Source organism: Actinoplanes sp. NPDC051470 (assembly GCF_040682035.1).
Classification (GTDB): Bacteria; Actinomycetota; Actinomycetes; order Mycobacteriales; family Micromonosporaceae; genus Actinoplanes.
In genome coordinates, this window is record NZ_JBFBAA010000009.1 from 1 (window position 1) to 19,003 (window position 19,003).

General features: G+C 70.2%; 18 protein-coding genes. 14 read left to right on the forward strand and 4 right to left on the reverse strand.

Annotated features, from left to right (window positions below; genetic code table 11):
• The first annotated feature begins 232 nt into the window (after positions 1–232).
• Positions 233–391: a hypothetical protein gene (locus tag AB0M54_RS17475; protein ID WP_364472299.1), complete on the forward strand. Its 159-nt coding sequence runs from the start codon at positions 233–235 to the stop codon at positions 389–391.
• 21 nt (positions 392–412) lie between these two features.
• Here AB0M54_RS17475 and AB0M54_RS17480 read toward each other — a convergent pair whose 3' ends face one another.
• Both AB0M54_RS17480 and fucP read right to left on the reverse strand, forming a co-directional pair.
• Positions 413–1,699: an ABC transporter substrate-binding protein gene (locus tag AB0M54_RS17480; RefSeq protein ID WP_364472302.1), complete on the reverse strand. Its 1,287-nt coding sequence runs from the start codon at positions 1,697–1,699 to the stop codon at positions 413–415.
• On the reverse strand, positions 1,696–3,021 hold the full coding sequence (gene fucP / locus AB0M54_RS17485) for an L-fucose:H+ symporter permease (RefSeq protein WP_364472305.1): 1,326 nt from the start codon (positions 3,019–3,021) through the stop codon (positions 1,696–1,698). Before fucP ends, AB0M54_RS17480 begins: the two co-directional genes overlap by 4 nt.
• A 164-nt stretch (positions 3,022–3,185) precedes the next feature.
• On the opposite strand from fucP, the gene AB0M54_RS17490 reads away from it, so the two are divergent.
• Together AB0M54_RS17490 and AB0M54_RS17495 are read left to right on the forward strand one after the other, a co-directional pair.
• Positions 3,186–4,154 carry a glycerophosphodiester phosphodiesterase gene (locus tag AB0M54_RS17490; protein ID WP_364327157.1) on the forward strand — a complete coding sequence of 323 codons (969 nt, stop codon included), beginning with the start codon at positions 3,186–3,188 and terminating at the stop codon, positions 4,152–4,154.
• A gap of 126 nt (positions 4,155–4,280) precedes the next feature.
• Positions 4,281–5,831 carry a HAMP domain-containing sensor histidine kinase gene (locus AB0M54_RS17495; protein WP_364327160.1) on the forward strand — a complete coding sequence of 517 codons (1,551 nt, stop codon included), beginning with the start codon at positions 4,281–4,283 and terminating at the stop codon, positions 5,829–5,831.
• Positions 5,832–5,843: 12 nt separating this feature from the next.
• Here AB0M54_RS17495 and AB0M54_RS17500 read toward each other — a convergent pair whose 3' ends face one another.
• On the reverse strand, positions 5,844–6,125 hold the full coding sequence (locus AB0M54_RS17500; protein ID WP_364472308.1) for a hypothetical protein: 282 nt from the start codon (positions 6,123–6,125) through the stop codon (positions 5,844–5,846).
• 172 nt (positions 6,126–6,297) lie between these two features.
• On the opposite strand from AB0M54_RS17500, the gene AB0M54_RS17505 reads away from it, so the two are divergent.
• From AB0M54_RS17505 to AB0M54_RS17515, 3 genes are all read left to right on the forward strand, one after another.
• Positions 6,298–6,870, forward strand: a complete 573-nt coding sequence (locus tag AB0M54_RS17505) for a zinc-binding dehydrogenase (RefSeq protein WP_364472311.1) — start codon at positions 6,298–6,300, stop codon at positions 6,868–6,870.
• Between the two features lie 96 nt (positions 6,871–6,966).
• Positions 6,967–9,276, forward strand: a complete 2,310-nt coding sequence (locus tag AB0M54_RS17510) for a bifunctional diguanylate cyclase/phosphodiesterase (RefSeq protein WP_364327169.1) — start codon at positions 6,967–6,969, stop codon at positions 9,274–9,276.
• Positions 9,242–10,093 (forward strand): LLM class flavin-dependent oxidoreductase, encoded by an 852-nt coding sequence (locus AB0M54_RS17515; protein ID WP_364472314.1) that lies wholly within the window; start codon positions 9,242–9,244, stop codon positions 10,091–10,093. The genes AB0M54_RS17510 and AB0M54_RS17515 overlap by 35 nt, the downstream gene beginning before the upstream one ends.
• 7 nt (positions 10,094–10,100) lie before the next feature.
• Here AB0M54_RS17515 and AB0M54_RS17520 read toward each other — a convergent pair whose 3' ends face one another.
• On the reverse strand, positions 10,101–10,724 hold the full coding sequence (locus AB0M54_RS17520) for a hypothetical protein (protein ID WP_364472317.1): 624 nt from the start codon (positions 10,722–10,724) through the stop codon (positions 10,101–10,103).
• Between the two features lie 301 nt (positions 10,725–11,025).
• Between AB0M54_RS17520 and AB0M54_RS17525 the strand changes: the two genes are divergently transcribed.
• The 8 genes from AB0M54_RS17525 (at position 11,026) to AB0M54_RS17560 (ending at position 18,975) form a co-directional block, all read left to right on the forward strand.
• Complete coding sequence (locus tag AB0M54_RS17525; RefSeq protein ID WP_364472320.1) at positions 11,026–12,624, forward strand: alpha/beta hydrolase; 1,599 nt, start codon at positions 11,026–11,028, stop codon at positions 12,622–12,624.
• A 166-nt stretch (positions 12,625–12,790) separates the two neighbouring features.
• Complete coding sequence (locus tag AB0M54_RS17530) at positions 12,791–13,084, forward strand: DapH/DapD/GlmU-related protein (protein WP_364472323.1); 294 nt, start codon at positions 12,791–12,793, stop codon at positions 13,082–13,084.
• On the forward strand, positions 13,077–13,670 hold the full coding sequence (locus AB0M54_RS17535; protein WP_364472326.1) for a TetR family transcriptional regulator: 594 nt from the start codon (positions 13,077–13,079) through the stop codon (positions 13,668–13,670). Before AB0M54_RS17530 ends, AB0M54_RS17535 begins: the two co-directional genes overlap by 8 nt.
• Positions 13,671–13,895: 225 nt before the next feature.
• Complete coding sequence (locus tag AB0M54_RS17540; RefSeq protein ID WP_364472329.1) at positions 13,896–14,831, forward strand: nucleoside hydrolase; 936 nt, start codon at positions 13,896–13,898, stop codon at positions 14,829–14,831.
• Positions 14,832–14,859: 28 nt separating this feature from the next.
• Positions 14,860–16,191, forward strand: coding sequence for a sugar ABC transporter substrate-binding protein (locus AB0M54_RS17545; protein WP_364472332.1), 1,332 nt, complete (start codon positions 14,860–14,862; stop codon positions 16,189–16,191).
• Positions 16,191–17,117 carry a sugar ABC transporter permease gene (locus tag AB0M54_RS17550; RefSeq protein ID WP_364327198.1) on the forward strand — a complete coding sequence of 309 codons (927 nt, stop codon included), beginning with the start codon at positions 16,191–16,193 and terminating at the stop codon, positions 17,115–17,117. The genes AB0M54_RS17545 and AB0M54_RS17550 overlap by 1 nt, the downstream gene beginning before the upstream one ends.
• Positions 17,114–18,016: a carbohydrate ABC transporter permease gene (locus tag AB0M54_RS17555; RefSeq protein ID WP_364327201.1), complete on the forward strand. Its 903-nt coding sequence runs from the start codon at positions 17,114–17,116 to the stop codon at positions 18,014–18,016. The genes AB0M54_RS17550 and AB0M54_RS17555 overlap by 4 nt, the downstream gene beginning before the upstream one ends.
• Positions 18,013–18,975 (forward strand): ribokinase, encoded by a 963-nt coding sequence (locus AB0M54_RS17560; RefSeq protein ID WP_364472335.1) that lies wholly within the window; start codon positions 18,013–18,015, stop codon positions 18,973–18,975. The genes AB0M54_RS17555 and AB0M54_RS17560 overlap by 4 nt, the downstream gene beginning before the upstream one ends.
• The last annotated feature ends 28 nt before the right edge of the window (positions 18,976–19,003 follow it).

The window sequence follows — 19,003 nt, forward strand, 5'->3', positions numbered from 1 at the left end:
GGTCGGGGGCGCGTGCTCGGTTTGCGGCGTGTCGCGCGCGGGCGGGTGCGGCGGGGGGCGCGCGGCCGGAAGGCCGGCCCGGCGCCCCGAGGTTTCAGAACGTCGCCGGACGGCAACACTCCGATCCGGACAGACGGCACCATTCCTATCCGGTTCCGACTCGAAACGGGAGGCACGCATCGTGGCCGGGACAAGTGGCCGATACACCGTCGGCAACCTCATCGGCGTCCTCGTGGCGATCCTGCTCTGCGCCCTTCTGGCGGGCTACGCGCTGTTCGGCAACCCCACGAACCGGATCGGCCGGAACGCGGAAGCCGTAGCGGTCTTCGGCGTGGTGGGTATCATCGTCGGCCTGTGGTACCTGGTCAAAGGAATCCGGAGCCGGCGCTGAAGCCGCGGCTTCTTCCGTGAGTCAGCGCTGCGGGATGGTGTCGTTGGCGACGGCGTCGCGCAGGTCGTCGGCGAAGGCGTCCGGGCTTCTGGTGCGTACGTAGGTCGAGACGGCGTCGTAGAAGCCCGCCTGGAAGGTGGGGCTCATCGCCTCGCCGTGCGCCACGGACAGCAGCACCGGCGAGGTCCACAGGGCCTTCGACGACTGCTGCTGGTAGGCGGGCAACGAGGAGACGTCGACGTCGCGCAGCACCGGCACCGAGCCCTTCGCCCGGCTGAAGGCGAGCTGCGTCGCCGGTGTGCTGATGCCGCCGAGGAACTCCAGCGCGTTCTTCGCGTTGTCGGCCTTGGTGGCGGCGACGAACACGTCGACCACGGCGAGGAAGCTGCCGCCGGTGCCGGGGAAGGCCGTGGCGCCGAAGTCTGTGCCCTCCCGCGCCCCGGCCCCGATCAGCTCGCCGTAGGCCGAGTCGTTGACCGAGGCGAAGGCACAGCCGCCGGCGGCCAGCTTGGTCGCCGCGGCATCCCAGGAGAGCCCGCTCGCCTCCGGGTCGGCGTACGTGAGCATGTCGCCGAAGGACCGCAGCGCGGTTCGCACCTTCGCGCCGCGCCAGTCCAGCCGGTCGTTGACCAGGTCGTTCCAGCCGGCCGTCCCAATGGTGCTGAGCAGGGTGTTCTCGAACAGCTCGACGGTGGTGAAGGGGTCCTTGCCGCCCAGGCACAGGGCGGTGGCTCCGGAGTCCTTGACCTTCCGGAGATCGGTCAGGAACGTGGCGAGCGGGTAGTCGCCGGCCGGTGGGGCCACGCCGGCCTTCTCGAGCAGGTCGGTGTTGAACCAGAGCACGTTGCTGCGGTGCGCGCCGGTCGGCACGCCGTAGGGCTTGCCGCCCCGGTTCAGCGACTGCCGGATGGTCGGCTGCATCGCCGCGCTCACCGGGTCGGGCAGCACCGAGGTGACGTCCCGGACGGTTCCGCGCTCGGCGTACCCCTGGACCGACTTGCCGGCGAAGGTCTGCCAGACGTCGGGCGGGTTGCCCGAGCGCAGCCGTTTCGCCAGCTCCACGATGGCCTGCGAGCCGGCGCCGCCGGCGACCGCCGCGTTGACCGGCTGCACGCCGGGGTGGGCCTGCTGGAACGCGGCGAGCAGGGTGTTGAGGGCGGCGGCCTCCGACCCGGAGGTCCACCAGGACATCACCTCGAGCCGGTTGGTGTCCTTCGTGGCGCTGGTCGGCTCGCCACCGCCGCAGGCGCTGACCGCGAGCGTCATGGTCAGGGCGACGGCTGCGGCCGTACGGTATCGGGCTCTCATGCCTTGCTCACCGCGGGCCGGGCCGTCAGGTCGTAGAGGGCGTAGAGACCGACGAGGGCGAAGCAGACGGCGGGTACGACGAACGAGATCGCGGCGCTCGTCGAATCGACGAGTTTACCCTGCACCAGCGGCATGATCGCCCCTCCGACGATGGCCATCACCAGCCCGGCGGCGCCGAACTTGGTGGCGGGGCCGAGCCCCTCGAGCGCGACGCCGTAGATCGTGGGGAACATCAGCGACAGGCAGAACGACACCGCCACCAGGGCGCACACCCCGGCCAGGTTGGGGCTGACCATGGCGAAGGCGCAGAGCAGGACGGCCAGGAAGGCCAGGGCGGTCAGGATCTTGGTCGGCCGGATGCGGCCGATGAGCCAGGTCATCACGAACCGCGAGATCAGGAAGACGACCAGGCTGACCTGCAGGTAGGCGCCGCCCTTCTGGAGGCTGCCGCCGAGCGCCTGCTGCACGTACTGGATCAGGTACGTCCAGGTGCAGACCTGGGCCGCGACGTTGAAGAACTGCGCGACGACGCCGTAGCGGTACCGCTTGCTGCGCCACAGCACCTGGAACAGGCTGCCGGTGCCGCCGTCGGCCGGACCCGCGTCGGGGAACTCCTCGACGATCGGTGGCGCCTTCTGACTGGCGATCGCCACGGCGATGAGGAGCAGGACAAAACCGAGGCCGAGGTACGGGCCCATCACGGCGCCGAGCTCACCGGCACGGATCGTGTGCAGCTCGGCCGGCGACAGTGATCCGATGTCCACCGGGTCGGCGAGCTTGGGAAGGATCAGGGTGGACGCCAGCAGCACACCGATGTTCGTGCCCACCGGGTTGAACGCCTGGGCGAAGTTCAGCCGCCGGGTGGCGGTCTTCTCCGGCCCGAGCGACAGCACGTAGGGATTGGCGGAGGTCTCCAGGATCGAGCAGCCCGCCGCGATCGCGAACAACGCCACCAGAAAGGCTTCGTAGGTCATGATCCGGCTGGCCGGATAGAACGCGAACGCGCCGACCGCGGCGAGGCCGAGCCCGGTCAGAATGCCCACCTTGTAGCCGAACCGCTGATTGATGAACGCGGCGGGCAGCGCGAGCAGGAAATAGGCGCCGAAATAGGCCAGCTGCACCAGCGACGCCTGGAATGTGGTCATGTCGAAAATGCGTTTGAATCCGGCCACCATCGGCGTGGTCAGATCGGCCGCCACGCCCCAGGCGGTGAAGCAGCCGATCAGCGCGATGAACAGGACGATCATGCCGCGCCCGATCATCGGCTCGCGGCCGGCCTGATCGTTGCGTCCCGCGGCTGAGGTGGTGGCGACGCCGGCCATGTGGGCCCCCTTGAATCGGCTTCCTCACCATATGGGAAGCCGTTGATCAAATGGCCGGCGCGGATAGCAGATGGTGAATGTTATTTTCGCCGGCGCAGGTTTGAATGCGCGATTCCGGATCCGCGTCCTCGTGCCGTGATCATCGGCGGTTAGGCTTGGCGGCGATGAAGGCTCGACGGAAGTGGCTCATCGCCGGCGCGGTGGTCGTGGTGCTGGCGGCCGGGTTCGTGGTGAACCTGGCCCGGCCCGGCGGCTCGGCCCCCGGCCCGTGGATGGCCAGACGCTTCCTCTCCATCGCGCACCAGGGCGGTGAGGACGAGGCGCCGTCCAGCACCATGTACGCGTTCCGGCGCGCGGTCGACGTCGGCGCCGACATGCTCGAGATGGACGTGCACTCGACCGCCGACGACGTGCTGGTGGTCATGCACGACGCGACGGTCGACCGGACCACCGACGGCAGCGGGCCGATCCGGGGCAAGACGTTCCGTGAGGTGCGGCAGCTGGACGCGGCGTTCCACTCCGACCTGCGGGGGGTCCGGACCGGGGAGCGGCCGCCGCCGCCCGGGTACTCGGCCGGCGACTTCACGGTGCCGTCCCTCGAAGAGGTGCTGACCCGCTTCCCGCGGACCCCGTTCACCGTCGAGATCAAGGGCACGTCGGACGATGACAGCGGATCGTTCGTCCGCAACGCGCGGTTGCTCGCCGAACTCCTCCAGCGCCTGAACCGCACCCAGGACATCATCGTGGCCTCGTTCGAGGACGAGGCGATCGCCGAGTTCCACAAGAGGGCGCCGGCCGTCGGGCTGGCGCCGGGCTTCAACGAGGTGCTGCGCTATCTGACCCTCCGCATCCGCCCGATCGACGGGACGGTCGCGCTGCAGATCCCGGTCGGCTTCCAGGGTTTCAAGGTCGCGTCGCCGAGTTTCATCTCGAGGGCACACAGCGACGGGTACGCCGTGCACGTCTGGTTCAGCGGATCGGGCACCGAGGACGAGGCGACGTACGGCGCCCTGATCGACGCCTGCGCCGACGGCCTGATGTCGTCGAAGCCGGCCGTCCTGGAACGCCTGCTCGACCAGCGGCGAGCAGCGCGTCCCGGCACCCCCGGCACCGACCCGTGCGCCACCGGCTGACGATGTTCCCCGGCGGCCCAGACTCATTGACAGGGATCTCTCAGCCGCGGCGCAGTGCGTACGCAGCGTGGTGGTTGAGAATCTCGTCCATGGTCGTGCCCTGTCCACCCGCCGGCTGAGCCCGCGGTGTCGCTGACCGAGTGGGTTCGCCACCCGATCCTCCCGAGGCCCACCCTCCGCCGGGTGTCGCTGAGCGCCAAGCTCGTCGCCTCCGTGCTGGTTCTGGTGGTCGCGGCACTCACGCTGATCAGCATGGCGAGCACGTACGCGCTGCACCGTTATCTGATCTCGCGGATGGACGCCCAGCTCGCCGCCTTCGCGGGTGCCTCGATCGAGACCGCGGCCGCGAATCATCAGGCGCTCACCACCCACTACCAGGTGGTTGTCACCCCGGACTACCTCGCCGGGGTCACCACGACCTCCGGGGTCGGCCGGATCAAGGTGGGCGGCGATCTCGGCGTCGCCGACCGCCCGGTGCTGCTCGCCGGCGTCGACAAGATCGACGCGCACGCCGGTGTGCCGTACACGACCCGGTCGGCCAACGGGAAGTACATGTGGCGGATGCTGGTGATCCGGCTCGGCGACGGCTCGGTGCTGCACGTGGGCCAGCGGATGACCGGGATCGACGATCCGATCGCCCGGCTGATCCGGGCCGACCTGCTGGTCGGCGCGGGCGTGCTGATCATGCTGGCCGTGGTCGGCGCCGCGCTGGTCCGGCAGAGCCTGGTGCCGCTGCTGCAGATCGAGCGTACGGCCGCGGCGATCGGGGCCGGCGACCTCAGCCGGCGGGTGCCCGACCCCGAGGGGCACGACGGGGAGCCCACCACCGAGCTGGGCCGGCTGTCCCGCGCGCTGAACGCCATGCTGGCCCAGATCGAGGTGGCGTTCATCGCCCGCGCGACGTCCGAGGCCGCGGCCCGGGAGGCGGCCCTGGCGGCGCGGGCGTCCGAGGGGCGCGCGGCGGCCTCGGAAGCCAAGATGAGGCAGTTCGTGGCCGACGCGTCGCACGAGTTGCGTACCCCGCTCACCACCATCCGCGGCTTCGCCGAGCTCTACGGCCAGGGCGCGGTCACCGACCCGGCCGACGCGACCCGGCTGGTGCGCCGGATCCATGACGAGGCCGCCCGGATGGGCCTGCTCGTCGAGGACCTGCTGCTGCTGGCCCGGCTGGACCAGGAACGGCCGCTGGCCCTGGGCCCGGTCGAGCTGCCGGTGCTGGCGCTGGACGCGGTGCAGGCGGCCGAGGCGACGGCCCCGGACCGGTCGATCACCCTGGACATCCGCGACAGCCCGGCGTCGCTGATCGCCGACGGTGACGACGCCCGGCTCCGGCAGGTGATCGGCAACCTGATGACCAACGCGCTCCGGCACACCCCGCCGCAGGCGGCGATCACCCTGCGGTTGTACGTCGCACCGGACAGCCGCGCGGTGGTGGAGGTCGCCGACACCGGGCCCGGCCTGACCGACGAGAAGAAGGCGCGGGTGTTCGAGCGGTTCTACCGAGCCGACGAGGCCCGCACCCGGCACACCGACCGCGAGGCGACCGGCACCGGCCTCGGTCTGGCCATCGTGGCGGCCATCGTCCGGGCCCACCGTGGCACCGTCGAGGTGCTGAGCGCGCCCGGCCAGGGCACCACGTTCCGGGTGACCCTGCCGACAGCGGACGCGGAGCAGTAGTTTTTATCCCGCTCAGGCCACGGCGACGTCCACCAGGTCCTGCCGGGCGGTGGCGAGCAGGTCCGCGAAGTCGGCGTCGTCGCCGAGGATCCAGCGGTGGGTGGCCAGCCGGAGGATCGCCGAGCCCACGTCGGCGGCCAGGTAGGCCGTCTGGCCGTCGTGGCCGCGGCCGACCAGGGCGGCGACCAGCTTCCGGTTGAGGGTCACCATCTTGATCAGCTCACGCTCCTGCAGCGGCGGGCTGGCCGCGATCACCGCGGCGCGCTCGATCAGGAACTCACGCGGCCGCAGCACCTCCGGCGTGGACGCGAAGGCCGCCAGCAGCGTCGGCAGCGCACCGAGCCCCTCCGGAGCCGCCTCGATCGCGGGCAGGTAGCAGGCCTCCAGGTCGTCGTCGCCGAACAGGACCTCCCGCTTGTCGGTGAACCACCGGTAGAACGACCGCTCGGTCAGGTTCGCCCGCTGGGTGATCTGCGCGACCGAGGCGGCGGCCCTGCCGATGGCGGTCGAGACCGCCTACCGGGGCATCGCCGCGCTCGGCGACGTGTCCGGCCGGACGGTGCTGGTCAGCGGCGCCGGCACCACGATCGGCTTCGCGGCGGCCCAGATCGCCGTGCGGCTCGGCGCCCGGGTCATCGCCAGCGCCGGGAAGACGTACACCGACGCCTTGCGCGATGGGGGAGCCGAGGTCGTCGCGTACGGCGAAGGCCTCGGCGAGCGGGTGACGACGCTGGCCGGCGGCCCGGTCGACCTGGTCTTCGACAGCGCGCCGGCCGGCGCCATGCCGGAGCTGCTGACCGCCGTCACCGACCCCGCCCACATCGTCACGGTGACCGACTTCGCCGCGCTCCAGAACCTGGGCGTACGCAGCACCGCCATGAATCTGCGGTACGACGTCCTCGGTGAATACGCCGCACTGGCGGCCCAGGGCGGCTTCACCATCCCGATCGCCGCGACCTACCCCCTCGAGAACTGGCGCGAGCCCCTCGCGGTCAGCCGCTCGGGGCAGGCCCGCGGCAAGCATCTCCTGATCCCGTGATCCGGCCGGCGGCCCGAAATCGGGTCTGCTGCGACATCTTCGCCTCCGAGGTCGAAACGGCTCACGAACTCACCGGCGCTGCCGAACAGGATGGTGATGCTCACCTGGATCCGGACCGGCCCGGTGGCCGCCGCGAGCGTGCTCGCCTGCGCGGTTCTGCTCGTCCTGCAACAGGCCTGGTTCTTCGGCGGATGGGGCGGCGCCGAGGTCAGCACACTGATCACGGACGCCTCCTACGTACCGCAGGCGGTTGTCTTCACCGTGCTGGCCGCCCGGGTGGCGCTGTCGAAGCGGCAGGAGCCCCGGACCCGGCGGGCCTGGCGGGTGATCACCGTCGCGTTCGCCTGGCAGCTGGCCGCGCACTGCTCCTGGTTCGCCCAGGGACACGTCCTGCACACGACCGGCTATCCCTCGACCGCCGACTACTGCTTCCTGCTCTTCTCCCCGTTCATGTTCGCCGGGCTGCTGATGCTGCCCGGGCAGTACCGGCGCCGCCGGGACCGGCAGAAGCTGGCGCTGGACGCGCTGATCGTCGGCGCCGGCGGATTCATCGCCCTCTGGTACCTGCTGCTCGGCCCGATCCTCAACCTGCCGGGCATGACCGCATGGGAGCGCGCGTTCCCGGCCCTGCTGCCGATCGGCGATCTGCTGCTCGTGCTGGCCGTGTCGACCGCCCTGCTGCGGGGCCATCAGCGGGAGTCGCCGGCCCCGATCCGGCTGCTCGCCGCGTCGATCGCGCTGACCGTGACCGCCGATGTCTCGTACAGCTGGATCCAGCTGCACGGCGGTTTCACCGGCGGCTCCTGGCCGGACCTGCTGTGGCTGGCCGGCTGTTTCCTGCTGGTGGTGGCCGCCGACCAGCAGTATCGCCGGCCGCGGCACCCCGCGCCGAGATGCGGGGATCGCAACGCGGTCTTCATTCTTCCGTACGCGGCCAGCGTCGCCGCCTACCTCCTGCTCGCCGAGCAGTCGTCACACCTGCCGCTCGACCCGTACGGCGGAATGATCTTGGGTTCGGCCGTTCTGACCCTGCTGGTGATGGCGCGTCAGATGCACGCGCTGCGTGACAACCGGGAGATGGCGATCACCGACGGACTGACCGGTCTGGCCAACCGGACCCTGGTCACCGAGCGCCTGCACCAGCTCGCCGGCCAGCCGATCCGCCCGGGCCGGTACACCGCGGTCATGCTCATCGACCTCGACCGGTTCAAGCCCATCAACGACACGTTCGGCCACGACGCGGGCGACGCCGTGCTGATCGCCGCGGCCGAGGCCATGCGCGGCGTGCTCCGGGACGGCGACCTGGCCGGTCGGCTCGGCGGCGACGAGTTCGCCTTCCTCGTCCAGGGCCTGCCGTCCCCGGAGACCGCGGGGACGGTCGCCGCCCGCCTGCTGGAGGCGATGCGCACGCCGGTCATCTTCGGCGAACACGTGCTCATGGTCGAGGCGAGCATCGGCGTGGTGGTCCGCGACGATCCGTACGCCTCCGGCGAGACCCTGCTGCAGCAGGCCGACACCGCCCTGTACGCGGCGAAGCGCGCCGGCCGCGCGCGCTTCGAGTACTACTCGGACGTGATGGACACCAAGGCACGCGAGGCCGAGTTGCGCCGAGCCGTGGCCAACGACGAACTGGTGGTGTACTACCAGCCAGCGGTCGCCCTGGCCACCGGCGACCTGCGGGGGGTCGAGGCGCTGGTCCGCTGGAACCACCCGGCCCGCGGGCTGCTGGGCCCGGGCGAGTTCATCGATCTGGCCGAGGAGACCGGCGCGGTCGTGCCGCTGGGCACCTGGGTGCTGCGCGCGGCCTGCCGGGAGGCGGTCGGCTGGCGTGCCGACAACGCCGGCGCCGAAGCGTTGCGGCTGTCGGTGAACCTGTCACCGAAGCAGGTGGCCCAGGCCGACCTGGTGCAGACCGTCGAGACCATCCTGGCCGAGACCGGATTCCCGCCGGACCGGCTCACCCTGGAGATCACCGAGAGCGTCATCCTGCAACCCGACCCGCTCACCATCAGCCGTCTGGAGGCGTTGCGTGACCTCGGCATCGAGCTGGCGGTCGACGACTTCGGCACCGGCTACTCGGCCCTGAGCTACCTGCGCCGGCTGCCGGTCACCATCCTGAAGATCGACCGTTCGTTCGTGACCGGCATCGCCGATGACGCCGAGGCCCGCTCGGTGTGCGAGGCGGTGGTCCACCTGAGCCGGGCCTTCAAGATGACGGTCGTGGCCGAGGGCGTCGAGACGGTCGAGCAGGCGGCCGCCCTGATCGACATGGGGTGCACGGTCGGCCAGGGTTTCTACTTCTACCGGCCGCTCCCACCACCCGACGCGACAGCCCTGGTCCACGACCAGTACACCGTCGTAGGGTCGACCCATGCGGTACGCGGTCAATCTGCCGGTGATCGGTGAGTACGCCGATCCGCACGTGCTGGTGAAGCTGGCTCAGGACGCGGAACGGGCCGGCTGGGACGCCGTGTTCGTGTGGGACTCACTGGTCTTCGATCTGCGGACCCAGCCTCCGGTGACGGATCCGTGGATCGTCCTGGCCGCGATCGCGGCCACGACCGAGCGGGTCAAGATCGGGACCATGGTCGCCCAGCTCGCCCGCCGGCGGCCCTGGAAGGTCGCTCGTGAGGTCGCCACCCTCGATCACCTCTCGGCCGGCCGGATGATCCTCGGCGTCGGCCTCGGTTTCTCCGGGGAGGCGGAGTTCGAGCAGTTCGGCGAGGACGGGGACGCACGGGTCCGGGCCGACAAACTCGACGAGTGCCTGACCATCGTGCGTGGACTGTGCACCGGCGAACCGTTCGCCTTCAGCGGGGAGCACTACACCGTCCGCGAGACCACCTTCCGGCCGCGACCGGTGCAAGATCAGGTCCCGGTGTGGGTGGCCGGCTACTGGCCGAACAAACGACCGTTCCGCCGGGCCGCGCGCTGGGACGGCGCCGCACCGGCCGAGATGGACATCCGCGAGGACGGCTTCTCCATCCTTCCGTCCTCTCCGGACTCCGCCCGCAAGATGATCGACTACATCACCCAGCACCGCACCACCGACGCCCCGTACGACGTCGTCGTCAGCCGCACCCTGCCTCCCGAGCCCGACAACCTGATCTCCGAATACGAATCAGCCGGCGTGACCTGGATCCTGCGCGACCTGCTCCCGTGGGAGACACCCCTGGAGGAGGCCGTCCGCATCATCCAGACTGGACCACTCGGCGCGGCCTGACGCCTCGTCACGCCAGGGCTTCGACGACCGCCTTCATCGGGCGGGTTCGCTGGGCTTCGAACACCCGGGTGACCTCGTCGGCCAGCTCGGGCTCCAGCTCGATCGGCGGGCCGCCGCCCTCCGGGTTCGCGCGGCGGGCGAGCTGGGAAGTAGCCTGCCGAGCGCCGAGTGCCCGGGCGACGTGCGCGAGGAACAGGTAGGACGAGAAGCCGTCGGCCCGGCCGGCCCGGATGGCGCCGCCGGTCGCCTGCGCCCAGTAGTACAACGCCTCGGGTCCGTGGTGGAGCCGCAGCATGACGAGGCCGAGGCGATCGAGGAGAAAACGCTTGCGGGGGCAGCGATCCAGGCCCACGCGCAGCGACTCCAGCGCGCCGGACGGGTCGCGCTGCTCGTCGATCAGCCAGCTGTAGAGCACGTCGTGATCGGCGAACTCGGGCCGCGCCAGCAAGTCTGCGGCGACGCGTCGGCTGCCGGCCCGCCCCTCGGTTCGGCTGGCGGCGGCGATCTCGGCGATCCCGCCCATCGCCCGGATGTCGCGTGGCTCGTCCTGCTCCGTGAACCGCGGTTGCAGGCACGCGTCAACGTACTGCGCGGAGTCAGCGGGAACGTCGAGCCGGTACCAATCGGCCATGACGCGACCGTACGCTCCGCCCGAGGCCCGGTAGGGGAGTGATGTCCGGTAACGGCCATACCCCCGAACCTGGATCTTACCAGCGGGGCGAGGACCTGCGGCGTTATCCGTACTCGTTGTTCCGCGTCGCGATCGACGCCGGGCCGGTCCGGCTCCGGCCCTGAGACCCGCCGTAACGACCGGAGCTGGGCGTTTCCTGAAATCTGTCCTAACGGACAGCCTCATCGCCGCGTCTGGATGGCTAGTCTCCGGAGATCGCCCGAGCGTGAACCTGGGGTGAATCGTGGATGAAAGGCTCGGTATGAGACGACTTCTGGCGGCAACCCTCGCCGCAACCGTGGGGCTGGTGATCGGCGGGAGCATGATCCCGTCGTCGGCGCAGGCCCACAGCGGCACCCCCGGCTACACGCCGCCACCGATCACCTGGGGAACCTGCGACAACGCGACGCTGAAAGCGCGCGGCGCCGAGTGCGGCTTCGTGGTGGTTCCGCTGGACTACGCGCGACCGGGCAGCACCAAGATCCAGCTCGCCGTGTCGCGGTTGAAGCACACCTCCGCGGCCGCCGACTACCAGGGCGTCATGCTGGTCAACCCGGGTGGCCCGGGCGGTTCCGGCCTGATCTACTCGGTGCTGCAGACGGCGATCCCGGGTGGCGTCGGTCTCGACTACGACTGGATCGGGTTCGACCCGCGCGGCGTCGGCTCCAGCGTGCCGTCGCTGACCTGTGACGGCAACGTCGCCGGCTACAACCGGCCCTACTACGTGCCGGTCACCGAGCAGCTGGAGAAGACCTGGCTGGCGCGCTCCAAGGCGTACGCGGAAGCTTGCCGGCGCGCCGGCGGCCCGCTGCTCGACCATCTCAAGACCACCGACAACGTGGCCGACATGGAGAGCATCCGCAAGGCGCTGGGCCAGAAGCAGATCAACTTCTACGGCTTCTCGTACGGCACCTACCTCGGTCAGGTCTATGCCACGCTGCACCCGGCCCAGGTGCGCCGGATGGTCTTCGACGGCGTCGTCGACCCGCGTGGCGTCTGGTATGAGGCCAACCTCAGCCAGGACGTCCAGTTCGACAAGAACATGGACACGTACTTCGCGTGGGTGGCGAAGTACGACGCGGTGTACCACCTGGGCACCACCGGCAAGGCCGTGAAGGCCAAGTACTACGCCACGCTGCAGAAGCTGCGTAAGGCGCCGGCCGAGGGCAAGATCGGTCCGGACGAGTGGAACGACATCTTCGTCTCGGCCGGGTACTACGTCTACGGCTGGGCCGATGTGGCCACCGCGTTCTCGGCGTACGTCAACGACGGTGACGCCTCCGGCCTGCTGGAGCTCTACCCGGAGCCCGGCCCCGGCACGGACAACGGGTACGCGATCTACCTGGGCACCCAGTGCACCGACGTGCGGTGGCCGGCCAACTGGAACAAGTGGGAGCGGGACAACTGGCGGATCTACGCCGACCACCCGTTCATCACCTGGAACAACGCCTGGTTCAACGCGCCCTGCCTGTTCTGGAAGGGTGACGTCGGCAAGCCGGTCAACGTCAACGGCAAGAAGGCCCCGCCGATCCTGCTGATCAGCGAGACCAAGGACGCGGCCACGCCGTACGCGGGCAGCCTCGAGATCCGCAAGCGGTTCCCCCGCTCGGTCCTCGTCGAGGGCGTCGGCGGCACCACGCACGCCGGCTCGCTGAGCGGCATCGCCTGCACCGACGACACGATCGCGGCGTACCTTGACAACGGCGCCCTGCCGAACCGGGTCAGCGGCAACCGGTCCGACAAGCAGTGCGAACCGGTCCCGGCGCCGGACCCGACGGCCGCGGCGGCCAGGTCGCTCGCGTCCACCGGCAGCGGCAGCCTCAAGGCGACGCTGCGGAAGGCGGCGCCTCCCGTTCGCTGACGCGTGCACGGCCCTGACCGGCCCGGATGCCCTCACGGGCGCCGGGCCGGTTCTATGTACAAGCGCTGCGGGTGGACTACGGCAGTCACCTCCGCGTCGGGGCCCGGACGTTCGCCAACTCGGTCTCGTCGCGCTGGACGTCGCCCCGATCACCATCGGCGACGACGTGCAGATCGGCACCAGCGTGCAGCTGCTCACGCCGACCCACCCGGTGGACCCGGAGCCGCGCCGGGCCAAGTGGGAGGCCGCCCGGCCGATCGTCATCGGCGACAACGTGTGGCTCGGCAGCGGCGCGATCGTCCTGGCCGGGGTCACCATCGGGGAGAACACCGTGGTCGGCGCCGGCGCGGTGGTCACCCGCGACCTGCCGGCGAACGTCGTCGCGGCCGGCAGTCCGGCCCGGGTGATCCGCGTCATCGAGGCCGGTTCCGAGGAGATCGAGGCCGCGTCCGATGAGTGAGCCCACCGAAGCCACCGAAGCCACCGAAGCCACCACGGCCGGCGCGACCCCCGCGCCGAGGCGGTCCCGGCGGCACGACCCGCATCGCCGCGACCGGCTGATCGACGCCGCCCTGAGCCTGATCGCCGAGCGTGGGGTGGCCGGCACCACGCACCGGGAGATCGCCCGGGCGGCGGACGTGCCGCTGGGGTCGATGACCTACCACTTCGCCGGCCTCGACGAGGTTCTCGTGGAGGCGTTCACCCGGCACGCCGAGTCGATGGCCGCGGTCTTCGATCGGCGGCTGGTCGCGGCCACCGATCGCGACGAAGCCATCGAAGCGGTGATCACCCTCGCCTTCGCCGGCCTCGGGTTCGCCACGCTCGTGCCCGCCGCCATGCACGCCGCCGACGAGTTGCCGGGAATCCCGCACGGCACCGGCCTGACCATCGTCAGCTGGCTGTTGTGGGTCGGGTTCCTGCTGTCGCCACCGCTGGTCGGGTTCGTCGCCGACCTCACCAGCCTGCGCGTCGGCCTGCTCACCGTGGTCGTGGCCGGCGTCGCGACTGTCTTCCTGGCCCGGGTCTTCGCCAACCGCCCCGCCTGACCTCGTCGCCGGCCCGGCTGGCCGGGCGGTAACGCTGGGTGATGATGAACGGCAATGTGTCGGACAAGCCTAAGCCGGGCTCGTGACCTGCGTAAACGTGCGGTCGAAGGCCGGGGACAAGTTTCGAGAACATTGCCGACGAGTGTTGTGCGACACATTCAACTCGTGTTTACTGCGATGCAACACGAGTTGAACGGAGACGCGATGCCTCGGATCATCCTTGACATGGACCTGGCGATGGGGGCCCCGGGCTCCGACATCGACGACGGTTTCGCCCTGGCTCTGGCCCACGCCGACCCCGGGATCGAGCTCGAACTCCTCACCACGGTCAACGGCAACACCGACGTCGAGAGCGCCACCATCCTGACCGGCGAGCTCGTCCAGCGCCTCGGCATCAAGGACGTCCCGATCATCAAGGGGGCGGCCGCCGCCCTCACCCGGCCCGGCATCGTCCGCGTGCCGGCCGACCACGTCACCGCCCGGCGCGACCGCGTCCCCGCGGCCACACCCGGCTACGCCGCGGCCGCGATCGCCGAGCTCATCATGGCCAACCCGGGCGAGATCACCCTCGTCGCGATCGGGCCGCTCACCAACGTCGCGGCCGCTCTGAACCTCGAGCCGCGGCTGGCGTCCACGGTCAAGGAGATCGTGATCATGGGCGGGATCTTCTTCGGGACGATGACCGACCGCAGCCTGCCCGGCGAGTTCAACGTCTGGATGGACCCCGAGGCCGCGCAGGCCGTCCTGCGCTCCGGCGCCCCGCAGCGCTGGGTCGGGCTGGACGTCACGATGCAGGTCCGGCTCACCCGGGAGCACGCCGCGCAGATGCTCGCCGCCGAGACCCCGTTCGCCCCCTTCGCCGGCGAGTTCACCATCGCCTGGATCGACTACCTCAAGCAGCGCTACCCCGGCAGCGCCATCGACGCCGACTCCTGCGCGATGCACGACCCGCTCGCCGTCGCCGTGCTCACCCACCCCGAGATCTGCGAGTTCCGCGAGGTCGCCGTCTCGATCATCACCGGTGAGGGCGAGGCCCGCGGCGTGATGATCACCGACCGGCGGGAGGGCCAGGACCCGCCGCCGGCCAACTGCCGCGTCGCGGTCGGGGTCAACCCCGGCGCTTTCACCGATCACTTCATGGGCTTGATCAAAGATCTCTGAGGACCACGGATTTACGGAAGGCGCAATCATGAGTGTCCATCTGACCCGGCGCCGGCTGGTCTCCGGCCTGGCCGCGGCGACCGCCGCGGCGCTGCTGCTCACCGCCTGTGGCGGCGACGACACCGCGACCGGTGGCGGTTCCGGCTGGTCGTTGCCGAGCACCGATCCCACCGCCACGATCAAGGTCGTCAGCATTCTCGACCTGAAGACCGCCAACATGCAGTCGGTCATCGACGCCTTCCAGAAGGCGCACCCCACCATCAAGATCGACTATCAGTCGGTGCCCTTCGACAACCTGAACAGCACGCTCGACTCGCGGATCGCCAACAAGGGCGGCGACCCGGACGTCTACTGGGCCGACCAGCCCCGCGTCTCGGCCCTCGCCTCGCGCGGCATGGCCGAGGACCTCACCAAGGCCTTCGCCGGCGCCAAGGACCAGTTCGACCCCACGGCGTACGACGCGGGCGTCTACCAGGACAAACTGTGGGCGCTCCCGATCGCGAACTCGACCCAGCTGCTCTACTACAACAAGGCGCTGCTCAAGAAGGCCGGCCTGGCTGAGCCGCCGGCCTCGACCGGCCAGCGGATGACCTGGGAGAAGCTGACCCAGGACGCGGCCAAGGCCAAGGCCGCGGGCGCCAAGTACGGCTTCCTGTTCGGCCAGTTCGACCGTTACTACCAGCTGGAGCCGCTGCCGGTGCAGCTGGGCGGAACGGTCGGGGCGTCCGGCGACGGCAACCTGACCCCGGACTTCACCTCCGAGCAGTGGGTCAAGGCCTTCACCTGGTACGGCGACCTGTTCAAGCAGGGCGTCGCGCCGAAGGGGATGAAGTCCGAGGAGACCGACCCCGCGTTCGTGGCCGGCCAGGCGGCGTACATCGTCGAGGGTCCGTGGCTCATTCCTCAGCTGGGCGCGTCCAAGGTGGACTGGGGCGTCGCCCCGCAGCCGGTGTTCGAGGGCGGCAAGCCGGCCACCCCGACGGGTTCCTGGTCGCTGGCGATGAACCCGTTCAGCAAGAACAAGGAGGCCGCCGCGATCTTCCTCAAGTGGATGACGATCGACGAGGGCGGCGGCTACATCAAGTACCGGTCCGACCCCGAGCTCGCCGCCGGCCCGGTGGGCAAGAAGATCTACTTCGACAAGTCGGTCTTCTCCTCGCCGGAGGGCAAGAAGGCGGCCACGATCATCGACTTCGAGACCGCGAACACGGCGGTCAACCGGGTGCAGACGATCGGCTACATCGAGTTCGAGACGATCCTGAACCAGGCGTTCGCCGACATCCGCAACGGCGCCGACCCGAAGACCGCGCTGGACAGCGCGCAGACGCAGCTGACGACCGCCTGGAAGAAGTACAAGTAATGGCGTTGCCCGTCACCACCAAGCCCGCCGCCGCCAACCGGCGGCGGCGGGCCGGTCGCCGGCAGGAGATGCTCTGGGCCGTGGTGTTCCTGGCCCCGGCGGTCGTGGCGCTGGCCGTCCTGCGGGTGGTGCCGACCGTCGGAGCGATCGTGGACAGCCTCTACAAGGCGTTCCCGGGCGGCATCATCGAGGCCACGTTCACCGGGCTGGGCAACTACCGGTCGCTGTTCTCCGACCCCGCGTTCGTCGACACGATCCTTCGTACCCTGGTCTTCAACGTCATCATCAACCCGCTGCAGATCGCCATCGCCCTGATGCTGGCGGTGCTGTTCATCCAGAAGATCCCGCTGGCCGGCGTCTGGCGCACGCTGGTCTTCGTGCCGGTGACCGTACCCATCGTCGGCTCGGCCATCGCCTGGGGCGCCGCCCTCAACCCGAACGGGCCGGTCAACGCGCTAATCAGCGCGGTCGGCGGTGACCCGCAGCCGTTCCTCACCTCGCCGTCGCAGGCCCTGGCCTGCATCATCGTGCTGGCCAGCTGGATCGGCATCGGCTACTGGATGATGTTCCTGATCTCCGGCCTGCAGGCGATCCCGGAGGAGCTGTACGACGCGGCGAAGGTCGACCGGGCCGGCCCGATCCGGACCTTCTTCAGCATCACCATCCCGATGCTCAAGCGCCCGCTGCTGTTCGTGCTGGTCGCCGACACGGTCGCCAACTTCGTGCTGTTCGTCCCGGTGCAGCTGCTCACCCAGGGCGGCCCGCAGGCCAGCACCACGCTGCTGATGTTCGACGCGTACCGGACGACGTACGGGTACGGCAGCCGCAACCTCGGCGCGGCCGAGGTCGTGATCCTCACCGCGATCATGATTTTCTTCGTCCTGCTGCAGTTCCGGCTGCTGCGTGAGGAGAAGACGCCGCGATGACCGTGACTCCGGCCAAGCTCGCTCCGACCGGCCGGCCCCCGGCGCCGGCCGCGCCCGTACGCAAGAAGCGCACGCCGATCTCCCGGGTGATCCTGACCGCGGTGGCCGTCGTGCTCGGCATGGCGTTCGTGCTGCCCGCGCTGTGGATCCTCATCGGGTCGTTCCGCCCGACCCTGGAGATCCTCACCACGATGTCGCCGCTGAGCTGGCATCTGATCATCCCGTCCGAGTGGACGCTGGACAACTATGTCCGGCTGCTGCTCGACTCGGGCTTCGCGCGGGCGCTGCTGAACTCGTTCATCGTCTGCATCGCCTCGGTGCTGTTCGGCCTGATCATGTCGTCGATGGCGGCGTACGCGCTGGCGGTCTTCCAGTTCCCCGGCCGCAACCTCATCTTCGCGATCATCGTGATCAGCTTCATGGTGCCGTTCGAGGCCATCGCCATCCCGCTGGCCCAGCAGTTCACCGACTGGGGCCTGGGCAACTCGCTGATCGGGCTGATCCTGCCCGGCATCGGCAACGGGCTGGCCATCTTCAACCTGCGGCAGTACTTCCTCGGCATCCCGGACTCGTACCGGGAGGCCGCGATGCTCGACGGCGCCTCGGAGCCGCGCATCCTGTTCTCGCTCTACATGCGACTCAGCGGGCCCGCGCTGACCAACTCGGCCCTGCTGATCTTCATCGGCCAGTGGACCGCGTTCCTGTGGCCGCTGCTCATCGTCAGTGACAACCGTCAGCAACTCGCGCCGGTCGCGCTCGCCGGTACGTTCGGTGAGCACGCGGCCGACTACGGGCAGAACTTCGCCGGAACCATCGTGCTCACCCTGGTTCCCGCGATCAGTATGTTCGTGCTCCAGCGGTTCTTCGGACGGCTATCGATCGGAAGTGGGGAGAAGTGAACAACGATCGCGGCGCGGCCGGAATCATCGTTGTCGGCTCGGCCAACCAGGACTACATCGTCCGGGTGCCGGTGCCCGCCGGCCCCGGCGAGACGGTGCTGGCCAGCGGCCTGCTCCAGCAGCCCGGCGGCAAGGGCGCCAACCAGGCCGTGGCCATGGCCCGGCTGCGCGGGGACGTCAGCTTCGTCGGCTCGGTCGGCGACGACGCCGACGGCGCGCAACTGATCCGTGAGCTGCGCTCGGAAGGCGTCGACACCACCAACGTGGAGATCATCAGCCGCGGCCGTACCGGTCTGGCGCTGGTTCTGGTGTACGACTCGGGCGAGAACTCGATCACCGTGGTGCCCGGCACCAACTTCGCCCTCACCGCCGATCGGGTCAGCCGCACGGTCGGCCGGATCATCGCGGAGACCGGGGCGGCGACGATGGTGGCCCAGGCCGAGGTGCTGCCCGAGATCATCACCGCGGCCATCAGCGCGGCCGCGGGCGCCGGCGCCCGGGTGATCCTGAACCTGGCGCCCTACCAGCGCGTCGATCCCGAGCTCCTGGCCCGGTGCGACCCGCTGGTGGTCAACGAGGCCGAGGCCAGCGGGCTGCTCGGCTGGGAGGTGCGCGGCGCGGCCGCCGCCCAGCGCGCGGTCGGGCAGCTCCGGCACCGGACCCGCTCGGTGGTGGTCACGGTCGGTGCCGAGGGCGCCTGCTGGGCCGACGCCGAGAACGACGGCCACGTGCCGGCGCCGGTCCCGTCCGCGGTGGTCGACACCACCGGCGCCGGCGACGCCTTCGTCGGTGCGCTGGCCGTGCGGCTGGCGGCGGGCGCGGGCCTCGAGGAGGCGGTGACGATCGGCGTACGGGCCGGCACGTTCGCCGTGCAGAGCCCCGGCGCGCAGTCGTCGTATCCTTCTCCGGCGGACATCGGGCTCGAGTCCGCCGAGGGCCAGGTCGTGACGGGCGTGTGACGGACGGCGGCGACGGGGAGGTCCGGGC

Bases quoted from the DNA above. Each gene is read 5' to 3' on its own strand.
- AB0M54_RS17480 (WP_364472302.1), bottom strand. From the start codon at position 1,699: ATGAGAGCCCGATACCGTACGGCCGCAGCCGTCGCCCTGACCATGACG.
- fucP (WP_364472305.1), bottom strand. From the start codon at position 3,021: ATGGCCGGCGTCGCCACCACCTCAGCCGCGGGACGCAACGATCAGGCC.
- AB0M54_RS17490 (WP_364327157.1), top strand. From the start codon at position 3,186: ATGAAGGCTCGACGGAAGTGGCTCATCGCCGGCGCGGTGGTCGTGGTG.
- AB0M54_RS17510 (WP_364327169.1), top strand. From the start codon at position 6,967: ATGCTCACCTGGATCCGGACCGGCCCGGTGGCCGCCGCGAGCGTGCTC.
- AB0M54_RS17515 (WP_364472314.1), top strand. From the start codon at position 9,242: ATGCGGTACGCGGTCAATCTGCCGGTGATCGGTGAGTACGCCGATCCG.
- AB0M54_RS17520 (WP_364472317.1), bottom strand. From the start codon at position 10,724: ATGGCCGATTGGTACCGGCTCGACGTTCCCGCTGACTCCGCGCAGTAC.
- AB0M54_RS17525 (WP_364472320.1), top strand. From the start codon at position 11,026: ATGAGACGACTTCTGGCGGCAACCCTCGCCGCAACCGTGGGGCTGGTG.
- AB0M54_RS17535 (WP_364472326.1), top strand. From the start codon at position 13,077: ATGAGTGAGCCCACCGAAGCCACCGAAGCCACCGAAGCCACCACGGCC.
- AB0M54_RS17540 (WP_364472329.1), top strand. From the start codon at position 13,896: ATGGACCTGGCGATGGGGGCCCCGGGCTCCGACATCGACGACGGTTTC.
- AB0M54_RS17545 (WP_364472332.1), top strand. From the start codon at position 14,860: ATGAGTGTCCATCTGACCCGGCGCCGGCTGGTCTCCGGCCTGGCCGCG.
- AB0M54_RS17550 (WP_364327198.1), top strand. From the start codon at position 16,191: ATGGCGTTGCCCGTCACCACCAAGCCCGCCGCCGCCAACCGGCGGCGG.
- AB0M54_RS17555 (WP_364327201.1), top strand. From the start codon at position 17,114: ATGACCGTGACTCCGGCCAAGCTCGCTCCGACCGGCCGGCCCCCGGCG.